Annotated in this window: 15 protein-coding genes; 11 read left to right on the forward strand and 4 right to left on the reverse strand. The window is 72.6% G+C overall.

What is annotated here, in order from left to right:
- Window positions 1-68 precede the first annotated feature (68 nt).
- Entirely contained in the window at window positions 69-929 is an 861-nt protein-coding gene (locus ACFQ58_RS12540; RefSeq protein ID WP_376951454.1) for a DarT ssDNA thymidine ADP-ribosyltransferase family protein, read from the forward strand.
- Here the strand turns inward: ACFQ58_RS12540 and ACFQ58_RS12545 are convergent.
- Entirely contained in the window at window positions 896-1,540 is a 645-nt protein-coding gene (locus ACFQ58_RS12545; protein ID WP_376951455.1) for a GtrA family protein, read from the reverse strand. The genes ACFQ58_RS12540 and ACFQ58_RS12545 overlap by 34 nt on opposite strands.
- 93 nt (window positions 1,541-1,633) lie before the next feature.
- On the opposite strand from ACFQ58_RS12545, the gene ACFQ58_RS12550 reads away from it, so the two are divergent.
- From ACFQ58_RS12550 to ACFQ58_RS12560, 3 genes are all read left to right on the forward strand, one after another.
- Window positions 1,634-2,752 carry a 5-(carboxyamino)imidazole ribonucleotide synthase gene (locus ACFQ58_RS12550; protein WP_376951621.1) on the forward strand — a complete coding sequence of 373 codons (1,119 nt, stop codon included), beginning with the start codon at window positions 1,634-1,636 and terminating at the stop codon, window positions 2,750-2,752.
- A gap of 87 nt (window positions 2,753-2,839) precedes the next feature.
- On the forward strand, window positions 2,840-3,307 hold the full coding sequence (gene purE, locus ACFQ58_RS12555) for a 5-(carboxyamino)imidazole ribonucleotide mutase (RefSeq protein ID WP_376951622.1): 468 nt from the start codon (window positions 2,840-2,842) through the stop codon (window positions 3,305-3,307).
- Window positions 3,304-4,674, forward strand: a complete 1,371-nt coding sequence (locus ACFQ58_RS12560; protein ID WP_376951456.1) for an LCP family protein — start codon at window positions 3,304-3,306, stop codon at window positions 4,672-4,674. Before purE ends, ACFQ58_RS12560 begins: the two co-directional genes overlap by 4 nt.
- Before the next feature lie 23 nt (window positions 4,675-4,697).
- Here ACFQ58_RS12560 and ACFQ58_RS12565 read toward each other — a convergent pair whose 3' ends face one another.
- Entirely contained in the window at window positions 4,698-5,843 is a 1,146-nt protein-coding gene (locus ACFQ58_RS12565) for a glycosyltransferase (RefSeq protein WP_376951457.1), read from the reverse strand.
- A 148-nt stretch (window positions 5,844-5,991) separates the two neighbouring features.
- Here ACFQ58_RS12565 and ACFQ58_RS12570 point away from each other — a divergent pair, with 148 nt between their 5' ends.
- From ACFQ58_RS12570 to ACFQ58_RS12595, 6 genes are all read left to right on the forward strand, one after another.
- Window positions 5,992-6,942, forward strand: coding sequence for a glycosyltransferase (locus ACFQ58_RS12570; protein WP_376951458.1), 951 nt, complete (start codon window positions 5,992-5,994; stop codon window positions 6,940-6,942).
- Window positions 6,939-7,778, forward strand: a complete 840-nt coding sequence (locus ACFQ58_RS12575; RefSeq protein ID WP_376951459.1) for a glycosyltransferase — start codon at window positions 6,939-6,941, stop codon at window positions 7,776-7,778. Before ACFQ58_RS12570 ends, ACFQ58_RS12575 begins: the two co-directional genes overlap by 4 nt.
- A gap of 136 nt (window positions 7,779-7,914) precedes the next feature.
- On the forward strand, window positions 7,915-10,263 hold the full coding sequence (locus ACFQ58_RS12580; protein WP_376951460.1) for an FG-GAP repeat domain-containing protein: 2,349 nt from the start codon (window positions 7,915-7,917) through the stop codon (window positions 10,261-10,263).
- Window positions 10,264-10,319: 56 nt separating this feature from the next.
- Complete coding sequence (locus tag ACFQ58_RS12585; RefSeq protein WP_376951461.1) at window positions 10,320-11,435, forward strand: glycosyltransferase; 1,116 nt, start codon at window positions 10,320-10,322, stop codon at window positions 11,433-11,435.
- 38 nt (window positions 11,436-11,473) lie between these two features.
- Window positions 11,474-12,625, forward strand: coding sequence for a glycosyltransferase family 1 protein (locus ACFQ58_RS12590; RefSeq protein WP_376951462.1), 1,152 nt, complete (start codon window positions 11,474-11,476; stop codon window positions 12,623-12,625).
- A complete protein-coding gene (locus ACFQ58_RS12595) occupies window positions 12,622-13,752 on the forward strand; it encodes a glycosyltransferase (protein ID WP_376951463.1) in 1,131 nt (376 codons plus the stop codon). Before ACFQ58_RS12590 ends, ACFQ58_RS12595 begins: the two co-directional genes overlap by 4 nt.
- On the opposite strand, the gene wecB is transcribed toward ACFQ58_RS12595, so the two are convergent.
- Window positions 13,744-14,811, reverse strand: coding sequence for a non-hydrolyzing UDP-N-acetylglucosamine 2-epimerase (wecB, locus tag ACFQ58_RS12600; protein WP_376951464.1), 1,068 nt, complete (start codon window positions 14,809-14,811; stop codon window positions 13,744-13,746). The genes ACFQ58_RS12595 and wecB overlap by 9 nt on opposite strands.
- Window positions 14,812-14,854: 43 nt before the next feature.
- Between wecB and ACFQ58_RS12605 the strand changes: the two genes are divergently transcribed.
- The gene (locus tag ACFQ58_RS12605) at window positions 14,855-15,949 is read left to right on the forward strand and encodes a glycosyltransferase family 4 protein (protein WP_376951465.1); all 1,095 of its coding nucleotides are present in this window, start codon (window positions 14,855-14,857) and stop codon (window positions 15,947-15,949) included.
- Here the strand turns inward: ACFQ58_RS12605 and ACFQ58_RS12610 are convergent.
- On the reverse strand, window positions 15,933-17,225 hold the full coding sequence (locus ACFQ58_RS12610) for a nucleotide sugar dehydrogenase (RefSeq protein WP_376951466.1): 1,293 nt from the start codon (window positions 17,223-17,225) through the stop codon (window positions 15,933-15,935). The genes ACFQ58_RS12605 and ACFQ58_RS12610 overlap by 17 nt on opposite strands.
- Window positions 17,226-17,253: the final 28 nt, after the last annotated feature.

Raw genomic sequence — 17,253 nt, forward strand, 5'->3', positions numbered from 1 at the left:
GCTGGAGCGCGTACTGTAGTCGGGCGGCGCGCGCTCCCCGCGGGCCGGGCGAGAAAGGCACCACCACTTTGGGCGAGGAATGCATCCACGGGTTCGACGAGGGTCTCTGCGCGATCTGCTCCCCTCCGCCTGAGCCCGAGGCGCCGGCCCGGACGGCCCGCACGCGTGCAACGCGTACGGCCTCGACCGGAGCGACCGCGTCGCGCGGCGGCACCTCGACGCGTGCATCGCGCCCCGCAGCATCCGCTCGGTCGCCCCGCGTCGCCGGAGTCTCGGCACCGCCGCTCGACGCCGGGAAGGCGCGGCTCTACCACCTCACGCACATCGAGAACCTCGCTCGCATCCTCGGGGCCGGCGCGCTGCTCGCCGATGCGGGCGACCCGCCGGCGTCGCCGGTCGTGGATGTCGCGGACCCCGCCGCCCGCGCGTACCGTCGCTCCGCGAGCGTCGGCGACACCGGGGCGCACGTGGCCGACTACGTGCCGTTCCTGCTCTCGACCGACGCGCACGTGTGGGACGCGATCCGCACCGGGACGCCCGACCCGCGCCTGACCGCCGAGGCGGTGCGCCGGCCGGCGGCCGACCACGTGCTCCTCGTGACGTCGGTCGCGGCCGCGGCTGGCGCCCGGCTGCAGACCCCGGGCGAGGTCGCCGTCAGCGAGACGGATGCCGCGCTCGGCGGAGCCGCCATCGCGGCCACGTGGCCCGCCGCCGAACGGGCCATCGCGCGCGTCACGCTCGCCGACGAGGGCGCCGGGCTGCGAGCTGCGGAGGTCCTCGTGCACGGCAGCGTGCCGCTCGAGCGCATCGCGCTCATCGCGGTCGCGAACGACCGGGTGCGCGACCGCGTCCGTGCCGCGTTGCAGGCGGTCGGCGCGAAGGTGCGCGTGGCGGTCTACCCGCCCTGGTTCCTCGGCGGCGGCGAGTAGTCCGGATCGCGCGCCTCGGCCGACCCCGTGCTCGCGCCCGGCGCCTCGCCGGAGGGCGCGGAGCCCTCGAGCGGCGCCGGCTCGAGCGGCGGCTCCTCGAACAGGGCGCGCTGGGCCTCCTCGACGCGGGCGCGGTTCGACAGCCCGTCGCTGCGGTGGTGGCCGAACACCCAGTACCGGTAGAGGACGAAGCGGAACGCCGTGCCCAGTGCGAGCCCCACGACATTGGTCGAGATGTTGTCGGCCAGCAGGCTCGTGAAGCCGAGCACGTGATGGCTGATCCACAGGCACAGCAGCGCGATCGCCATGCCGCCGACCGACACGATCGCGTACTCGGCGAACTCGCGGAGCGCGTGCCGTCGCCGGTGCCGCCGGAACGTCCAGTAGCGGTTGCCGAGCCAGTTGAAGACGATCGCGACGGTCGTCGAGATCGTCTTCGCTCCGATCGCGGACTGGGCCCACGTCCCCTCGCCGAACACGCCGACGCGCAGCGCGTTGAACAGCGCGATGTCGATCACGAAGCCGATGAGACCGACCACGCCGAACTTGACGAGGTACGCCAGGAACCCGTGCCACGCGCGGGTCGCGAGCGAGCGCAGCGTGCCGGGCATCCCCCGATCCTAGCGGCGCCCCCGCCGTAGACTGGGGTGTCGCGGCGCACCGGGCGTCGCGGGAACGGACGGTTCGGACCGGTGCGAGTCGGAGTGGTCGGCGCAGGGCAGCTGGCGCGGATGATGATCCCAGCGGCGATCGAGCTCGGCGTCGAGCTCCGGGTGCTCGCAGAGGGCGACGGCATGGCCGCGTCCCTCGCCGCCGACCGGGTCGGCGACTACACCGATGCCGGGACCGTGCTCGCGTTCGCGCGCGAGGTCGACGTCGTGACATTCGATCACGAGCACGTCCCGCAGGACGTGCTCCGCACGCTCGTCGACGCCGGCATCCCGGTGCATCCCGGACCCGATGCCCTGCGTTACGCGCAGGACAAGCTGCTCATGCGCGCGCGACTCTCCGAGCTCGGCCAGCCCGTTCCCGACTGGGCGCGCGTGACCACGCCCGACGAGCTCGACGCCTTCATCGCCGACCACGCGGGCGCCGCGGTCGTGAAGACCCCGCGCGGCGGGTACGACGGCAAGGGCGTCCGCGTGGTGCGCACCGCCGCCGAGGTCGGGGAGTGGTTCGCCGCCGCCGGCGAGGACGGCCGCGACGGCGCGCTGCTCGTCGAGGAGCTCGTCGACTTCCGGCGCGAGCTCGCCCAGCTCGTCGCGCGCCGCCCCTCGGGCGAGGTGGCCGCGTGGCCGCTCGTCGAGACCGTGCAGGTCGGCGGCGTGTGCAGCGAGGTCATCGCGCCCGCGCCGAGTTCCGCGGGCCGGCTGGCCGATGTCGCCTCCGACGTCGCGATCGCGGTCGCCGAGGGCCTCGGCGTGACCGGCGTGCTCGCGGTCGAGCTGTTCGAGACGAGCGACGATCGCGTGCTCGTCAACGAGCTCGCGATGCGTCCGCACAACTCCGGGCACTGGACCATGGACGGCTGCACCACCGGCCAGTTCGAGCAGCACCTCCGCGCGGTGCTCGACCTGCCGCTCGGCGGCACCGGATGCCACGACGACTGGTCCGTGATGGTGAACCTGCTCGGCGGGCCCGCCGAGGGCACCCTCACCGATCGCTACGCGGACGCGCTCGCCGGCCACCCGACCGTGAAGATCCACAACTACGGAAAGACGCCGCGTCCCGGCCGGAAGGTCGGCCACGTCACCGCGGTCGGTCCCGACCTCGACGAGGCCGTGTACGAGGCCCGCGCCGCCGCCGCGGCCCTCCAGGACTGACGGAGCGCCCTCCGGCTTCTTCCAGTCGCCAGCCCTAGTATCTATCGGGTGATCGCAGGCAACCCCACCCCGCTCGTCGGCGTCGTCATGGGCTCCGACTCCGACTGGAACGTGATGCGCGACGCATCCGAGCTCCTCGACGAGTTCGGCGTGGCGCACGAGGTCGAGGTGGTGTCGGCGCACCGCACGCCCGAGAAGATGATCGCCTACGGCAAGGAGGCCGCGGGCCGTGGCATCCGGGTCATCATCGCCGGTGCCGGCGGCGCCGCCCACCTGCCGGGCATGCTCGCCTCGGTCACCACCCTGCCGGTCGTCGGCGTGCCCGTGCCGCTCTCGCGCCTCGACGGACTCGACTCGCTGCTCTCGATCGTCCAGATGCCGGCCGGCGTGCCCGTGGCGACGGTCTCGATCGGCGGGGCCAAGAACGCCGGCCTGATCGCGGTGAAGATCCTGGCGACCTCCGACGACTCGCTCCGCGATGCGCTGGCCGACTACGCCGCCTCGCTCGCGGCGCTCGTCGAGGAGAAGAACGAGCGACTGAAGTCCACCCGATGACCCTCGCCGCAAGCCCCATCCGGTATCCGGACACCAGGTCCCGCCCGCTCATGTCGCGGCGCGGATGGTGGCTCGTCGTGCTCAACCTCGTCATCCCCGGTTCGGCGCAGGTGCTCGCCGGCGATCGGAGGCTCGGCCGGTTCGGGCTCGGCGCGACCCTGACGCTGTGGACGCTCGCCGTGCTCGCCGTGGTCGCCTGGTTCGTCGCGCCGACGATCATCTACACGCTCGCCTCGAACAGCATCGCGTTGTGGGTGATCGCGATCGGGCTCGTGTTCTACGCGGGGCTCTGGGTCGTGCTGACCCTCGACACGCTGCGGCTGGTGCGGCTCGTGAAGGCCGCGCCGTCGGCCCGCGCCGGCATCGCCGCGTTCACGACCGTCGCCCTCGTGCTCGTCTCGGGCACGGCGGCGTACGGCGCCTACGTCGCGACCACCGCCAGCGGATTCCTCTCGTCGGTGTTCGCGGCCGGCCCCAGCGAGCCGCCCGTCGACGGTCGCTACAACATCCTGCTGCTCGGAGGCGACTCGGGCCCCGACCGCGAGGGCATGCGTCCCGACAGCATGACCGTCGTGAGCATCGACGCCGAGACGGGCAGTGCCGTCATGGTCGGCCTGCCACGCGACCTCGAGGACGTGCCGTTCCCCGACCACTCGCCGCTCGCCGCCATGTACCCCGAGGGCTACGGGTCGATCGACGGGTGCAACGTCGATACATGCCACCTCAACTCGATCTACACCGAGGTCGAGCTGAAGAGCCCCGAGCTGTACCCCGACGCGGCCGCTCGCGGCAGCGAGCCCGGCATCGACGCGATGATGGATGCCGCCGAGGGCGTGACCGGACTGCAGATCCAGTACTTCGTGCTCATCGACATGCAGGGCTTCGAGCAGCTCGTGAACGCGCTCGGCGGGGTCGAGATCGACGTCGAGACCCGCATCCCGATCGGCGGCGACGAGGACAACAACAACGTCGACGGATGGATCGAGCCCGGGCTGCAGAAGCTCGACGGCTACCACGCGCTCTGGTACGGCCGGGCGCGGTACGGGGTCGCAGGCGGCGACTATGCGCGGATGGCGCGCCAGCGCGTGCTGCAGGAGGCCATCCTGCGCCAATTCACGCCCGCGAACGTGCTGACGAAGTTCCAGGACGTCGCCCGGGCGGGCGAGGAGACGGTTCGCACCGACGTCCCGCAGTCGATGCTCGGCTACTTCGCGGACCTCGCGATGAAGACGCGGGAACAGCCCATCACCACCGTCGAGCTCGTGCCCGAGGTGGGCGTCGATCCGATGGCCCCCGACTGGGACCTCGTGCACGGACTCGTCGCGCAGGCGGTGGCGCCGCCGGCGACCGAGGAACCCGCGGGGTAGGCGCCCGCGGAGCCGGCTCGGTGCTACAGGTCGGCGTGCAGCTGCCAGACGCGCTCGGCGGAGTCGCGCCAGCTGAAGGCGCGCGCGCGATCGGACCCGGCGATGGCGAGTCGTTCGGCGACGTCGCGCTGCTCGACGACGGCGGTGACCGCGGCCGCGAGGCGCTCCACGTAGCCGCCACCCACGCCGACCGGCACCGAGATCCCGGCATCGGCCGCGACCTCGACGTACGCCGGCGTGTCGGAGTGCACGACGGGGACGCCGAGGCTCATGGCCTCGATGATCGACGTGCCGTCGCCCTCGTCGTGGCTCGGCGCGACGAACATCCGGGCGCCGGACAGCACGCTCGCAAGCTGCATCGCATCACGCGGTTCGAATGCGTGGACGCGTTCGGGCGCGACACCCGCTTCCTCGGCGACCGTCGCCAAGTGCAGTTCGCCCCAGCTCTCGGGACCGAGCACCACGAGCGGCAGGTCGGGCACGCCGGGCCGGCCGAGCGCGGCGAGCAGGTCGCCGAGGCCCTTGCGCGGCTCGAGCGACCCCTCGACGACGAGGTAGTCGTCGGGCAGGCCGAGCTCGATCGTGGTCGCGCGTGCGAGCGCCTCGGCCGGGCGCTGCAGGCCCAGTCGCGGCGCGGTTCCGATCACGCGCACCCGATCGCCCAGGTCGACGATCGAGGCGAGCCGTTCGGCGAGCGCGTGGGTCGGCACGACCACCGCATCGGCATGCCGGCGGGCGCGCTTGAGCATGGCCTTCTGCCACGCGACGGTCGTCGACGTCAGCGAGTCGGGGTGCGTCCAGGCGAGCATGTCGTGGATGGTCACGACGATCTGCTCGCCGGGTGTCGTACGGTCATGCCGGCGGAGGGGTGCGAAGAGCGACGGCGCGTGGATCATGCCGCCGCCGGGTGAGGTCGTGAGGCCGAACTGCCACGCGGCGGCGAGCTCGCGTCGCGCGAGGCTCGACTTGTACAGCCCGGCGAGGCCGGGGAACGTCGCCTCGATGCGCTCGTAGTCGCTCGGGAGCGAGCTCGACACGATGCCCTCGACCACGCAGCCGCGCGGCGCGGTGGCGATGAGCGCCTGCGTGAGGGCTTCCGCGTAGCGCCCGAGCGGACCGGGCACGGGGGCGACGACCTGATCGACGATCACGCGGAGCGTGGTGGGCATGCCCCTCCTTCTGATGGGCTCGGGCGGCTCGTCAACTGTACCGGCCGACCCGGGGACGGAACCCGCGATCGCACGCGTCTGTGGACAGCCGCGTGGTCCCGGACAGGGCAAGATGGATGGGTCCCGTTCCCGCCGAGTCCGAGAGCCGATGAGTCCGACCCCTCCTCCCGCCCGTGTCGTCGCCGTCGTCGTCGCGTACAACCGACGCGACCTCCTCGCCGAGGTGCTCGACGCCCTCGCGCGCCAAGACGCGCCCGTCGCTCGGATCGTGGTCGTCGACAACGCGTCCACCGACGGCTCGGCCGAGGTGGCGCGCGCGGCAGGCGAGCTCGTCGACCTGGTCGAGCTGCCGCGGAACACCGGCGGCGCGGGCGGCTTCGCGGCCGGCATGGCAGTGGCGCTGGCCGACCACGAGCCCGACTGGATCTGGCTCATGGACGACGACACCGTGCCGACCCCGTCGGCGCTGCGCGCCCTGCTCGACGCCGTCTCCGGGAGCGATGTCGTCGTGGCCGGATCCCGGGTCGAGTGGTTCGACGGCAGCGAGCACCCCATGAACACGCCCCGGCCGAAGCCGTTCGCGGGCGCAGGCGAGCGCCGGGCGGCCGCCGCCGGACGCGCGGTGCCCATCCGGAGCACCTCGTTCGTGTCGATGCTCGTACGCGCCGACGTGACTCGGGCGATCGGGCTGCCGATCGCCGACTACTTCATCTGGAACGACGACTTCGAGTACTCCACGCGAGCGTTGCGCGGCCGACGCGGCCTGCACGTGCCCGCCTCGGTGGTCGTGCACAAGACGCGGGTGCTCGGGTCGACCGACGCCGACCCGGGGGAGCGGTTCTACTACGAGGTCCGCAACAAGCTGTGGATGTTCCGCCGCTCGCGGAGCCTCGCGTGGTGGGAGAAGGTCCTGTACGGCGGCTCGAGCGCGTTGCGGTGGCTCCGCACCATCCTCCGCTCGCGCGATCGGGCGATCCTCGCAGACGGCTGGCGGCGCGGATGGCGCGATGGCACGAGGTTCCGGCCCCGGCCGAACTCCGACTCGCTGGCCGACCTCGGTCGGGCGAGCGATGCGGTGAGGGCGGTGGAGCCGGCGTGAGCGAACCGTTCGCACTGCTGATGTCCGTCTACCAGGGCGACCATCCGGTGCACTTCGACAAGGCGTTCTCGTCGACCGTCATGGCCCAGAGCCGACCGCCGGCGCAGGTCGTGCTCGTCCAGGACGGACCGGTCTCCCCGGGCCTCGAGGGCGCCATCGAGGGGGCCATCGCGAAGTCGCCCGTCCCGGTGCGCCACCACCGGATCGCACAGAACGCGGGGCTGGCCCGTGCGCTCGCCGAGGGACTCGCCCTGAGCGAGCACGACATCGTCGCCCGGATGGACGCCGACGACATCTCGCTGCCGGAGCGGTTCGCCGCGCAGCTGCCGCTGATCGAGGGCGGTCTCGACCTCGTCGGAACCGGCATGCTCGAGTTCCTCGACGACGACGGCTCCATCGTGGGCCGGCGCGTGCCGCGGACCGAGCAGGCCGAGATCGAGCGGTACGCCCGATTCCACGATCCGTTCAGCCATCCGACGGTCGTCTACCGCCGCTCGGCGGTCGAGCGCGCGGGCGGCTACGAGCCGCTGGGCCTCATGGAGGACTACTGGCTCTTCGCGCGCATGATCCATGCCGGCGCGCGCGTCGGCAACCTCGCCGAGCCGCTCGTCATGTACCGCGTCGGCGACGGCGCGTACGCCCGCCGGGGCGGCGTCGCGCAGTGGCGCAGCGAGCTGCAGCTCCAGCGCGCGCTGCGGCGCATCGGGTTCACGTCGCGCACGCAGTACCTGCGCAACGTGGCGGTCCGCGGCACGTACCGCTTCGTGCCCGAGCCCATCCGCAGGCGCGCCTACCGCCGACTCATCGCCCGCGGCTCGAGCGTCGACCACGCCTGATCCGGCCCGTCGGGGGCCGGTCCGACGTGAACGCCGGTAACGCGACGCGCCGGGGGCACCGGGCATCCGCCCGGGGACTGCGCCCGTAGCATGTGGCGCGTGTCCCGCCATGCTCGGGGTGCGCGCGGGGGTGGTCATGCGTTCAGTCCGTCGGTTCTGGGCGACGACGACGGCGGTCGTCGCGCTCGTCGCCGGTGCGGTCTCCGCGGTCGGGGCACCGGCGCAGCAGGCCCTCGCGGCGGATCCGAAGGACTTCAATCCGGGCATGATCATCAGCGACCAGGTCTTCTACGACAGCTCGACGATGACCGTGGCGCAGATCCAGGCCTTCCTCGACGCGCGCGTGCCGACGTGCGCGAGCGGATATGTGTGCCTGAAGAACTATGCGCAGGCGACGACGAGCCAACCCGCGCGCACCGAGGGTTGCACGGCCTACACCGGACAGTCCAGCGAGTCGGCGGCGGTCATCATCTACAAGGTCGCGCGAGCGTGCGGCATCAATCCGCGCTCGCTGATCGTCCTCATCGAGAAGGAGCAGGGGCTCATCTCGGACGCCACGCCGTCCTCCCGCCAGTTCCGCTCGGCGACGGGCTACGGCTGCCCGGACACGGCCGACTGCGACACGCTCTACTACGGCTTCTTCAACCAGGTGTACAACGCCGCGTGGCAGTTCAGGAAGTACCGGGCGAACCCCTCGATCCGGGCGTACCAGGCCGGCCGCTCCAACACAATCCTGTGGCATCCCAACACCGGATGCGGTTCGTCCCAGGTCTACATCCAGAATCAGGCGACCGCGGGGCTCTACATCTACACGCCGTACCGCCCCAACGCGGCGGCCCTCGCGAACCTGTACGGCACGGGCGACTCGTGCTCGAGCTACGGCAACCGCAACTTCTGGCGGATGTACACGGACTGGTTCGGCGCGACCAGCGCGCCGGCCGCACCGACCTCCGTGGCCTCCGACGAGATCCCGCTCGTGTACGCGGTCGACGGCACGGGCGCCTTCTGGCTCTACCCGGGCACGGGGCGCGGCGCCTGGAGTCCGCGGTTCAAGGCGGGCACCGGATGGGGCGGCATGCGCTTCGTCGAGGGCGTCGGCGACGTGACCGGCGACGGTCACCGCGATGTGCTCGCCGTGGACGGCGAGGGTGCACTCTGGATCTACCCGACGGACGGGTCCGGTCGGTTCGTCCCGCGCATCGCCGTCGGCACCGGATACAGCCAGATCACCGCCCTCCTCTCCGCCGGCGACTTCGACCGGGACGGCGACCAGGACGTCTTCACGCGGGACGCCGGCGGGAACCTTCGCCTGCACGCGAACAACGGGGCCGGCGCCTTCGGCGCCCCGCGCACCGTCGGGGTGGGCTGGGGCCCCTTCACCGCGCTGGTCGGCGGCCTCGACTTCGACCGCAACGGACGCACCGACGTGCTCGCGCGCGACTCCGCCGGCGGCCTGTGGCTGTACGGCGGCAACGGCCGCGCCGGCTGGTCGGGTGCGTCGCGCATCGGCACCGGTTGGACCGCGTTCGACCGCATCCTCACGCCCGGCGACTTCGACGGGGATGGGGCGGACGACGTGCTCGCGCGGGACGCCGCCGGGACGCTCCGCCTCTATCCCGGCAACGGCTCGGGCGGATGGAAGACCCCCCGCATCGTGGGCACCGGCTGGAGCGGCATGAAGGTGATGGCCGGTCCCGGCGCGGAGGCGGTCGCCTCCATCGCACTGGCGACGGGCATGGGCGACCTGACGGGCGACGGGGCGCGGGACCTGCTCGCGCAGGACACCGGCGTCGGCACGTGGATCTATCCCGGCAACGGCTCGGGCGGCTGGCTGCCTCGTCGTACGGCTCCGGGCGACTGGACGGGTTTGAACCTGGTGCTGGGCGCCGGGGACTTCAACCGCGACGGGCTCCGCGACATCCTCGCGCGCGACGCGGCGGGCGACCTCTGGCGCTACCCGAGCGACGGAGTCGGCGGGTTCGGCGCACGGGTCAAGGCCGGCAACGGATGGAGCGGCTTCACCGCGATCGTGGGCGCCGGCGACCTCGACGGCGATCGCGACTGGGACATCGTCGCGACCGATGCGGCCGGCGTGCTCTGGCGGTATCCGGGCGACGGCAAGGGCGGATTCGGTGCCCCGGCGGCGATCGGGCAGGGCTGGAAGGACATGCGTCGCGTGTTCAGCCCGGGTGACTTCGACGGCGACGCGCGACCCGACCTGCTCGCCGTCACCCCGACCGGCGACCTGCGGCTCTATCCCGGCAACGGTGCGGGCGGCTACAACGCGGCGCGCCTGGTGGGCAACGGCTGGCAGACCATGACGTGGCTCGGCAGCCCCGGGGACTTCGACGGGGACCTCCGGTCCGACGTGCTCGCGCGCACGTCCGACGGCGTGCTGCGCCTGTACCCGGGCAATGGACGCGGCGGCTGGCTGCCGGTGCGCGACATCGGCACCGGATGGCAGGCGATGGAGCTCATCGGCTGATCCGCGGAGCGCGGGCCGACGTGACGCCGCGCGCTCGTCGGCTAGGATCGTCGCGTGTGCTCCGTGAGGTCTGGCGGGTGAGGGCCGGTGCTCCCATCGCGGAGGTCGTGATCGCGGTGCACGATGCGCGTCGACCGGTCGGCCGGGCGATCGAATCGATCGTCGGCGCGCCGGGTGCCCAGGCGGATGCGCCGCCCGTCCGCGTGACGGTCGTCTGCCACAACCTCCCGGCGACGGCGTTCGGCGCGACGGCCGAGCGATTCGCCGACGCCGACGTGCGCTGGGTCGAACTCCACGACGGCATCCGGAGCCCCGCCGGTCCGTTCAACCACGGCCTCGCGCTCGCCGAGGCGCCTTGGGTCGGCGTGATGGGGTCGGACGACTCGTTCGATCCCGGCGCGATCGACGCGCTCGTGGGCCACCTTCGCGCCGACGCTCCGCAGGTCCTGCTCTATCCGCTTCGCCACCAGGACGGGCCTCCGATGGCCAACCCCCTCAGCCGGCGAGCCCGTCACCGTCGCCTCGACCCCGTGAAGGACCGCCTGGCCTACCGGACGGCGCCGCTCGCGCTCATCCAGCGCCCGCTCGTCGGGGAGCTGGGGCTCCAGTTCGCGGCCGGGCTGCGCAGCGGCGAGGATGCGGGCTTCTCGGCACGGCTCTGGAACCTCGCGGAGCGGATCGACTTCCACCCGGCCGACCCCGGCTACGTGATCGGGGCCGACGCGGTGGACCGCGTGACCGCCGCCCCCATGGACGTCGAGGACGAGGTCCGCCCGTACCGCGACCTGTTCGCGGAGCCCTGGGTCGCGGCGCTGCCCGGTGCTCGTCGCGAGGCGCTCGTCGTGAAGACGATCCGCATCCACCTCATGGGTGCCGTCCTGCGTCGCGCCCGAGCGGGTGGTTTCGCCGACGGCGACCTCGAGGCCTACCGAGGTCTCCTGACCGCCGGGCTCCGCCTGGCCCCCGACGCGCTCGCGCCGATGTCGCGACGCGATCGCGCGGTGCTCGACGCGGTCCTCGACGCGGCGCCCGAGGGCGCGGTCGGCGAGGCGGTGCGGCGCCACGACGCGGCGCACCGGGCCGATCGCCTGCTGACCCGCTCCCCGTGGGCGGTCCTCGCCCGTGAGAGCGACCTGCGACGCATGCTCCGGTACGTCGGATGGCCCCGTTGAGCGCAACACCCGCCGCGCGAGCGGCCGAGGAAGGAACGATGTCGAAACCACAGCTGCTCATCCTGTCGTTCTCGTCGATCGCGGGCGACGCGCGCGTGCTGAAGCAGGTGCGCCTCTTCCGCGACCGCTACGCGGTCACGACGTGCGGATACGGTCCGGCGCCAGAGGGCGTCGTCGAGCACATCCGGATCCCCGACGACCGCCCCGCGCACGATTTGAACGGCCGGCTGATCACCCTGCACTGGTACCGGCGTGCGCTGTGGTCCATCCCGGCAGTGGCCTGGGCCGGCGACGCGCTCGCGGGCCGGCGATTCGATGCGGTGCTCGCGAACGACCTGGAGGCCGTTCCCGTGGCCGTGCGGCTCGCCGGAGGAGCGCGCGTGCACGCGGACCTGCACGAGTACACGCCGCGCCTGCACGAGGAGCACGAGGCGTGGAACCGCCGGATCCGGCCGTTCCACGAGTGGGTCGCCCGTCGCTACGCGACCCGCGCGGCATCCTGGACCACGGTCAGCGGCGGCCTCGCGCGCGAGTACGAACGGCAGTTCGGCTTCTCGCCGCGCATCGTCACGAACGCCGCGCCGTACGCCGACCTGCAACCCAGCCCGGTCGGTGATCGGATCCGCATCGTGCACAGCGGAGCGTGCCTGCGCAACCGCAACATCATGGCCATGGCCGAGGGGGTGGCCGCGTCATCCGCCCCGGTGTCGCTCGAGCTCTACCTGACGCCCAACGATCCCGGATACCTCGAGGAACTCCGTCGATTCGCCGAGCAGAGCGCCGGCGCCGACGGCGTGCCGAGCGTCGTCCTGCACGATCCCGTGCCCTACGACTCGCTCATCGGCACGCTCAACGGGTTCGACCTCGGCATCCACGTGCTGCCGCCGGTGAACTTCAACAACGAGTGGGCGCTGCCCAACAAGCTGTTCGACTACGTCCAGGCGCGCCTCGGGGTCGTGGTCGGGCCGTCCGCCGAGATGGCGGAGTACGTGCGAACGCACGACCTCGGACTCGTCCTCGACGACTTCAGCGCCGAGGCCCTCACACGGGTACTCGACTCGCTCGACCGCGACGCCGTCGCGGGATTCAAGCGATCGGCGGATGCCGCTGCCGAGCCCATGTCGGCCGAGGCACAGGTGCACGTCTGGGCCGAGTGCGTCGACCAGATCATCGAGGAGGCTCGCGCGTGAGCCGCACGTCCCTGCTCATCATCTCGTTCTCCGCCATCCGGTCCGACGCCCGCGTGCTGAAGCAGGTGCAGGAGTTCTCCCGCGACTACGACGTCACCACCTGCGGGTACGGCGATCGGCCCGACGGCGTCGTCGACCACGTCCGGCTGCCCGACGACGCCGCCGCGTGGCGGTACGACAAGCCGTCGGTCGTGCTCCGCCGCTTCCGCCGCGCCTACTGGACCAACCCGGCGGTGGCCGCCGCATGGCCGCTGCTCGACGGCCGCCGGTTCGACGTGGTGCTCGCGAACGACGTCGACACCGTCCCGATCGCGCTCCGCCTCGCGCCCGCCAGGGGCGTCCACGCCGACCTCCACGAGTACGCGCCGAGGCAGAAGGAGGACGTGCTCGTCTGGCGACTGTTCCTCGGCCCGCTGATGACGTGGCTCGTGCGGCGCGCCGTGACCCGGGCCGACTCGGTGACGACCGTCGGACAGGGCATCGCGGACGAGTACCGGCGGGTGTTCGGCATCGACGCGGACGTCGTCACCAACGCGGCGCCGTACGTCGAGGCGACCCCTGGGCCGGTCGGCGATCCGATCCGGCTCGTGCACAGCGGGGCGGGCCTTCGCGACCGCAACATCCTCGCCCTCGTCGAGGCAGTGGAGGCGGCATCCTCGCCGGTCACCCTCGACCTGTACCTCACCGAGAACGATCCGAGCCTCATCGCCGAGCTGCGGGAGCGCCGGTCCGAGCGAGTGACGCTGCACGCGCCCGTCCCGTACTCGGAACTCTCGGCGACGCTCAATGCCTACGACGTCGGAATCCACGCGCTTCCGCCGACGAGCTTCAACAATCGCTGGGCCCTGCCGAACAAGCTGTTCGACTACGTCCAGGCGCGCCTCGGCGTGCTCATCGGACCGTCGCCCGAGATGGCGGCGATCGTCGAGGCCCACGGGCTCGGCGCGGTGGCCGACGGATTCGGCACCACCGACCTCGCCCGCGCGATCGACCGCATGGACGCGGAGGCCGTGGGGCGGTGGAAGGCGGCGTCGGATGCCGCGGCGCGCGAGCTCTCGAGCGCGACCCAGGTCGAGGTCTGGCGTCGCGCGATCGACGCGCTCGCCGCGCGGCCGGGCTCAGCGTGAGCGGCGCACGAGCTCCTCGATGACGCGCTCGGCCGCGTGGCCATCGCCGTAGGGCATGGCCTCCGTCGCCTCCGGCGCGGGGCGCGCGACCGCCGACCGGATCTCGTCGGCGCTGTTGGCGAGCACGTTCCAGCCCAGCTCGACCGTCTCCACCCACTCCGTCTCGGTGCGCACGGTCGTGCACGGCACGCGGAGCAGGAAGGCTTCCTTCTGCAGCCCGCCCGAGTCCGTCACGACGCCACGGGAGGAGAGCACCGCGCCGATGAGGTCTGGGTAGGCGAGGGGCGCGTGCGAGACGAGCGAGCCCGCATCGAGGTCGATGCCGTGCTGCTGCGCGCGGGCGATGACGCGAGGGTGTGCGAGGAGGACCACGGGATGGTCCATCGCCGCGAGCGACTCGACGATCATCCGCAGCCGCTCGGGATCGTCCGTGTTCTCGGCGCGGTGGATCGTCGCGACCGAGAAGCCGCCCGGCTGCAGCCCGAGCTCCTCGACGAGCGGGGCCGGCTCGCCCGCCCGCGCATCGCGGACGCGGAGGAGGACGTCGGTCATCACGTCGCCCACCACCACGGTGCGGTCGGCGAGCCCTTCGTCGGCCAGGTGCCGCGCCGCGACCTCGGTCGGCGCGAGCAGGAGGTCGGCGGCGTGGTCGGTGAGGACGCGGTTGTGCTCCTCGGGCATGCGGCGATTGAAGGAGCGCAGCCCCGCCTCGAGGTGGGCGACCGGCAGGTGGAGCTTCACGGCGCTGAGCGCCGCGGCGAGCGTCGAGTTGGTGTCGCCGTAGACGAGGACCCAGTCCGGCGCGTGCTCCTCGAACACGGCGTCGAGCGCGCCGAGGATCGCTCCGGTCTGCACGCCGTGGCTCCCTGACCCGACCCCGAGGTGGACGCCCGGGGCGGGGATGCCGAGGTCCTCGAAGAACACGTCCGAGAGCATCGGGTCGTAGTGCTGCCCGGTGTGCACGATCTCGTGTTCGACGCCCGCGGCGGCGGCCGCGTGGGCGATGGGGGCGAGCTTGACGAACTGGGGACGCGCACCGACGACGCTGATGACCTTCACGGGCCTCGATTCTACGTGCCCGGCCCGGTGCTACCGTACTCGGGTGAGGGTCCTGGCCGTCACCACCTGGTTCCCCTCGGCGGCGGCACCCACCTCGGGGGTGTTCGTCCAGCGCGATGTCGAGCTGCTGCGACGCGCGCACGACGTGGACGTGCTCCACCTCCATCCGCCCGGCGCGGTGGGCCCGGCGGATGCCACGGCCGGCGTCCGACGCCTGGAGATGTCGAGGGCGAATCCCCGACAGGTGCTCCGCGCCGCCCGGACGCTCCGCGCCGGACTCCCGCGGTACGACCTCGTGCACACGATGTCGCCATCGGCGCTGCTGCCGCTCGCCGCCGTCCGCGTCCGCATCCCGTGGGTGCACACCGAGCACTGGTCGGCGCTGCTCGACACCTCGACCGTCGGTCCGGCGATGCGGCTCGGGCTCGCGGCGACCATGCAGCTCATGCGGCGCCCGGACGCGGTGGTGGCCGTCAGCGGCCCGCTCGCGGAGCGGTTGTCGTCCCGTCTCGGACGGCCGGTCGACGTCATCCCCGACATGGTGGACGCGCCGGCGCGACCGACCCCTCGTCCGCCGGCCGAGGAGCCGCTGCGTCTCGTCGCCGTGGGTGCGCTCATCCCGAGGAAGGGTCCCGACCTCGCGGTCGAGACGGTCGCCGAACTGCGCCGACGTGGCCGCGACACGCGGCTCACCTGGGTCGGCGAGGGTCCGATGCGTGACGAGGTCGCCGCGCTCGCCGCTCGGCTGGACGTCGCGGACGCCGTGGCCTTCGTCGGCGAGCGTCCCCCGGACGCCGTGCGCGACGAACTCGCCGCCGCTGACCTCTTCCTCATGCCGACCTCGGTCGAGACGTTCGGCGTCTCGATCGCCGAGGCGCTGCTCAGCGGACGGCCCGTCATCGTCGGAGCCACGGGCGGTCAGCGCGACTTCGTCGACGAGCCCGACGGCATCCTGGTGGAGGAGCGGACCGCCACGGCCTACGCCGACGCGGTCGAGCGCTCGCTCGCGCTCGCCGCGGACCGCAGCGCCGACGACATCGCGGGGGCGGTGCGGGACCGTTTCCGGCCCGAGGCCCGTGCGGCCGCGTACGAGGCCGTCTACCGCGAGGCGGTGCGCCGGGTCAGGCCCGGCCGATGACGCGGTAGGTCACGCCGTCGCCCCACGCCTCGGGTGAGCTCACGCGGCGTCCGTCGATGAACGCGCGCAGGCCGGGAAGGTCGGCGGGGGCGAGGTCGCGGTACTCGCGATGGTCGGCCTGCACGATCGCCGCGTCGACCGGGTCGCCCAGGTCGTACGGCGTGAAGCCGAGGCCCGCGAGTTCCTCGTCGGTGTACAGCGGATCGTGCACGAGCACGTCGGCGCCGCGTCGCCGCAGCGACGCGACGGCGTCGAACACGCCCGAGAAGGCCGTCTCCTTCACACCGCCGCGGTAGGCCGCGCCCAGCACCACGACGCGGGCGCCCGAGAGGTCGCCGTACGCGCCCTCGAGCATCCCGACGGCATAGTCCGGCATGTCGAGGTTCGCCTCGCGTGCGGCACGCACGACGGTCGCCTCCGGGTCGTTCCACAGATACAGGCGCGGATAGACCGGAATGCAGTGGCCGCCGACGGCGATCCCGGGCTGGTGGATGTGGCTGTACGGCTGCGAGTTCGACGCCTCGATCACCTTGTACACGTCGATCCCCGACTTCTGGGCGAAACGGGCGAACTGGTTCGCCAGGCCGATGTTCACGTCGCGGTAGGTCGTCTCGGCGAGCTTCGCGAGCTCGGACGCCTCGGCCGAGCCGAGGTCCCACACGCCGTTGGGACGCGGCAGGTCGGCGCGGTCGTCGAAGTCGAGGACCGCCTCGTAGAACTCGACGGCGCGCCGCGCACCCTCCTCGGAGAGCCCGCCGACGAGCTTGGGGTACTTCCGGAGGTCCTCGAAGACGCGGCCCGTGAGCACGCGCTCGGGCGAGAAGACGAGGTGGAAGTCGCGGCCCTCGACGAGGCCCGACGTCTCCTCGAGCATGGGCTTCCAGCGGCCGCGCGTCGTGCCGACCGGGAGCGTCGTCTCGTACGCGACGAGGGTTCCCGGCGAGAGGTGCTCTGCGAGCGAGCGCGTCGCGGCATCCATCCACCCGAAGTCGGGCCGTGCCTCGGCGTCGACGAAGAGGGGCACGACCAGCACCACCGCGTCGGCGCCCGGGATCGCGTCGGCGTAGTCGGTCGTCGCACGAAGGCGGCCCGCGGGGACCAACTCGGACAGCTGCTCCTGGAGGTGCGCCTCGCCGGGGAACGGCTCGATGCCCGCGTTGACCAGTTCCACGGTGCGCGGGTTGACGTCGACGCCCACGACGTCGTGACCCTTCGAGGCGAACTGCACGGCCAGCGGCAGCCCGATCTTGCCCAGGGCGATGACGGCGATCTTCACGTGTGCTCTCTTCCTCGTGTGGCGGCGG

Origin of the sequence: Agromyces sp. NPDC056523 (assembly GCF_042794545.1) — a bacterium.
Classification (GTDB): domain Bacteria; phylum Actinomycetota; class Actinomycetes; order Actinomycetales; family Microbacteriaceae; genus Agromyces.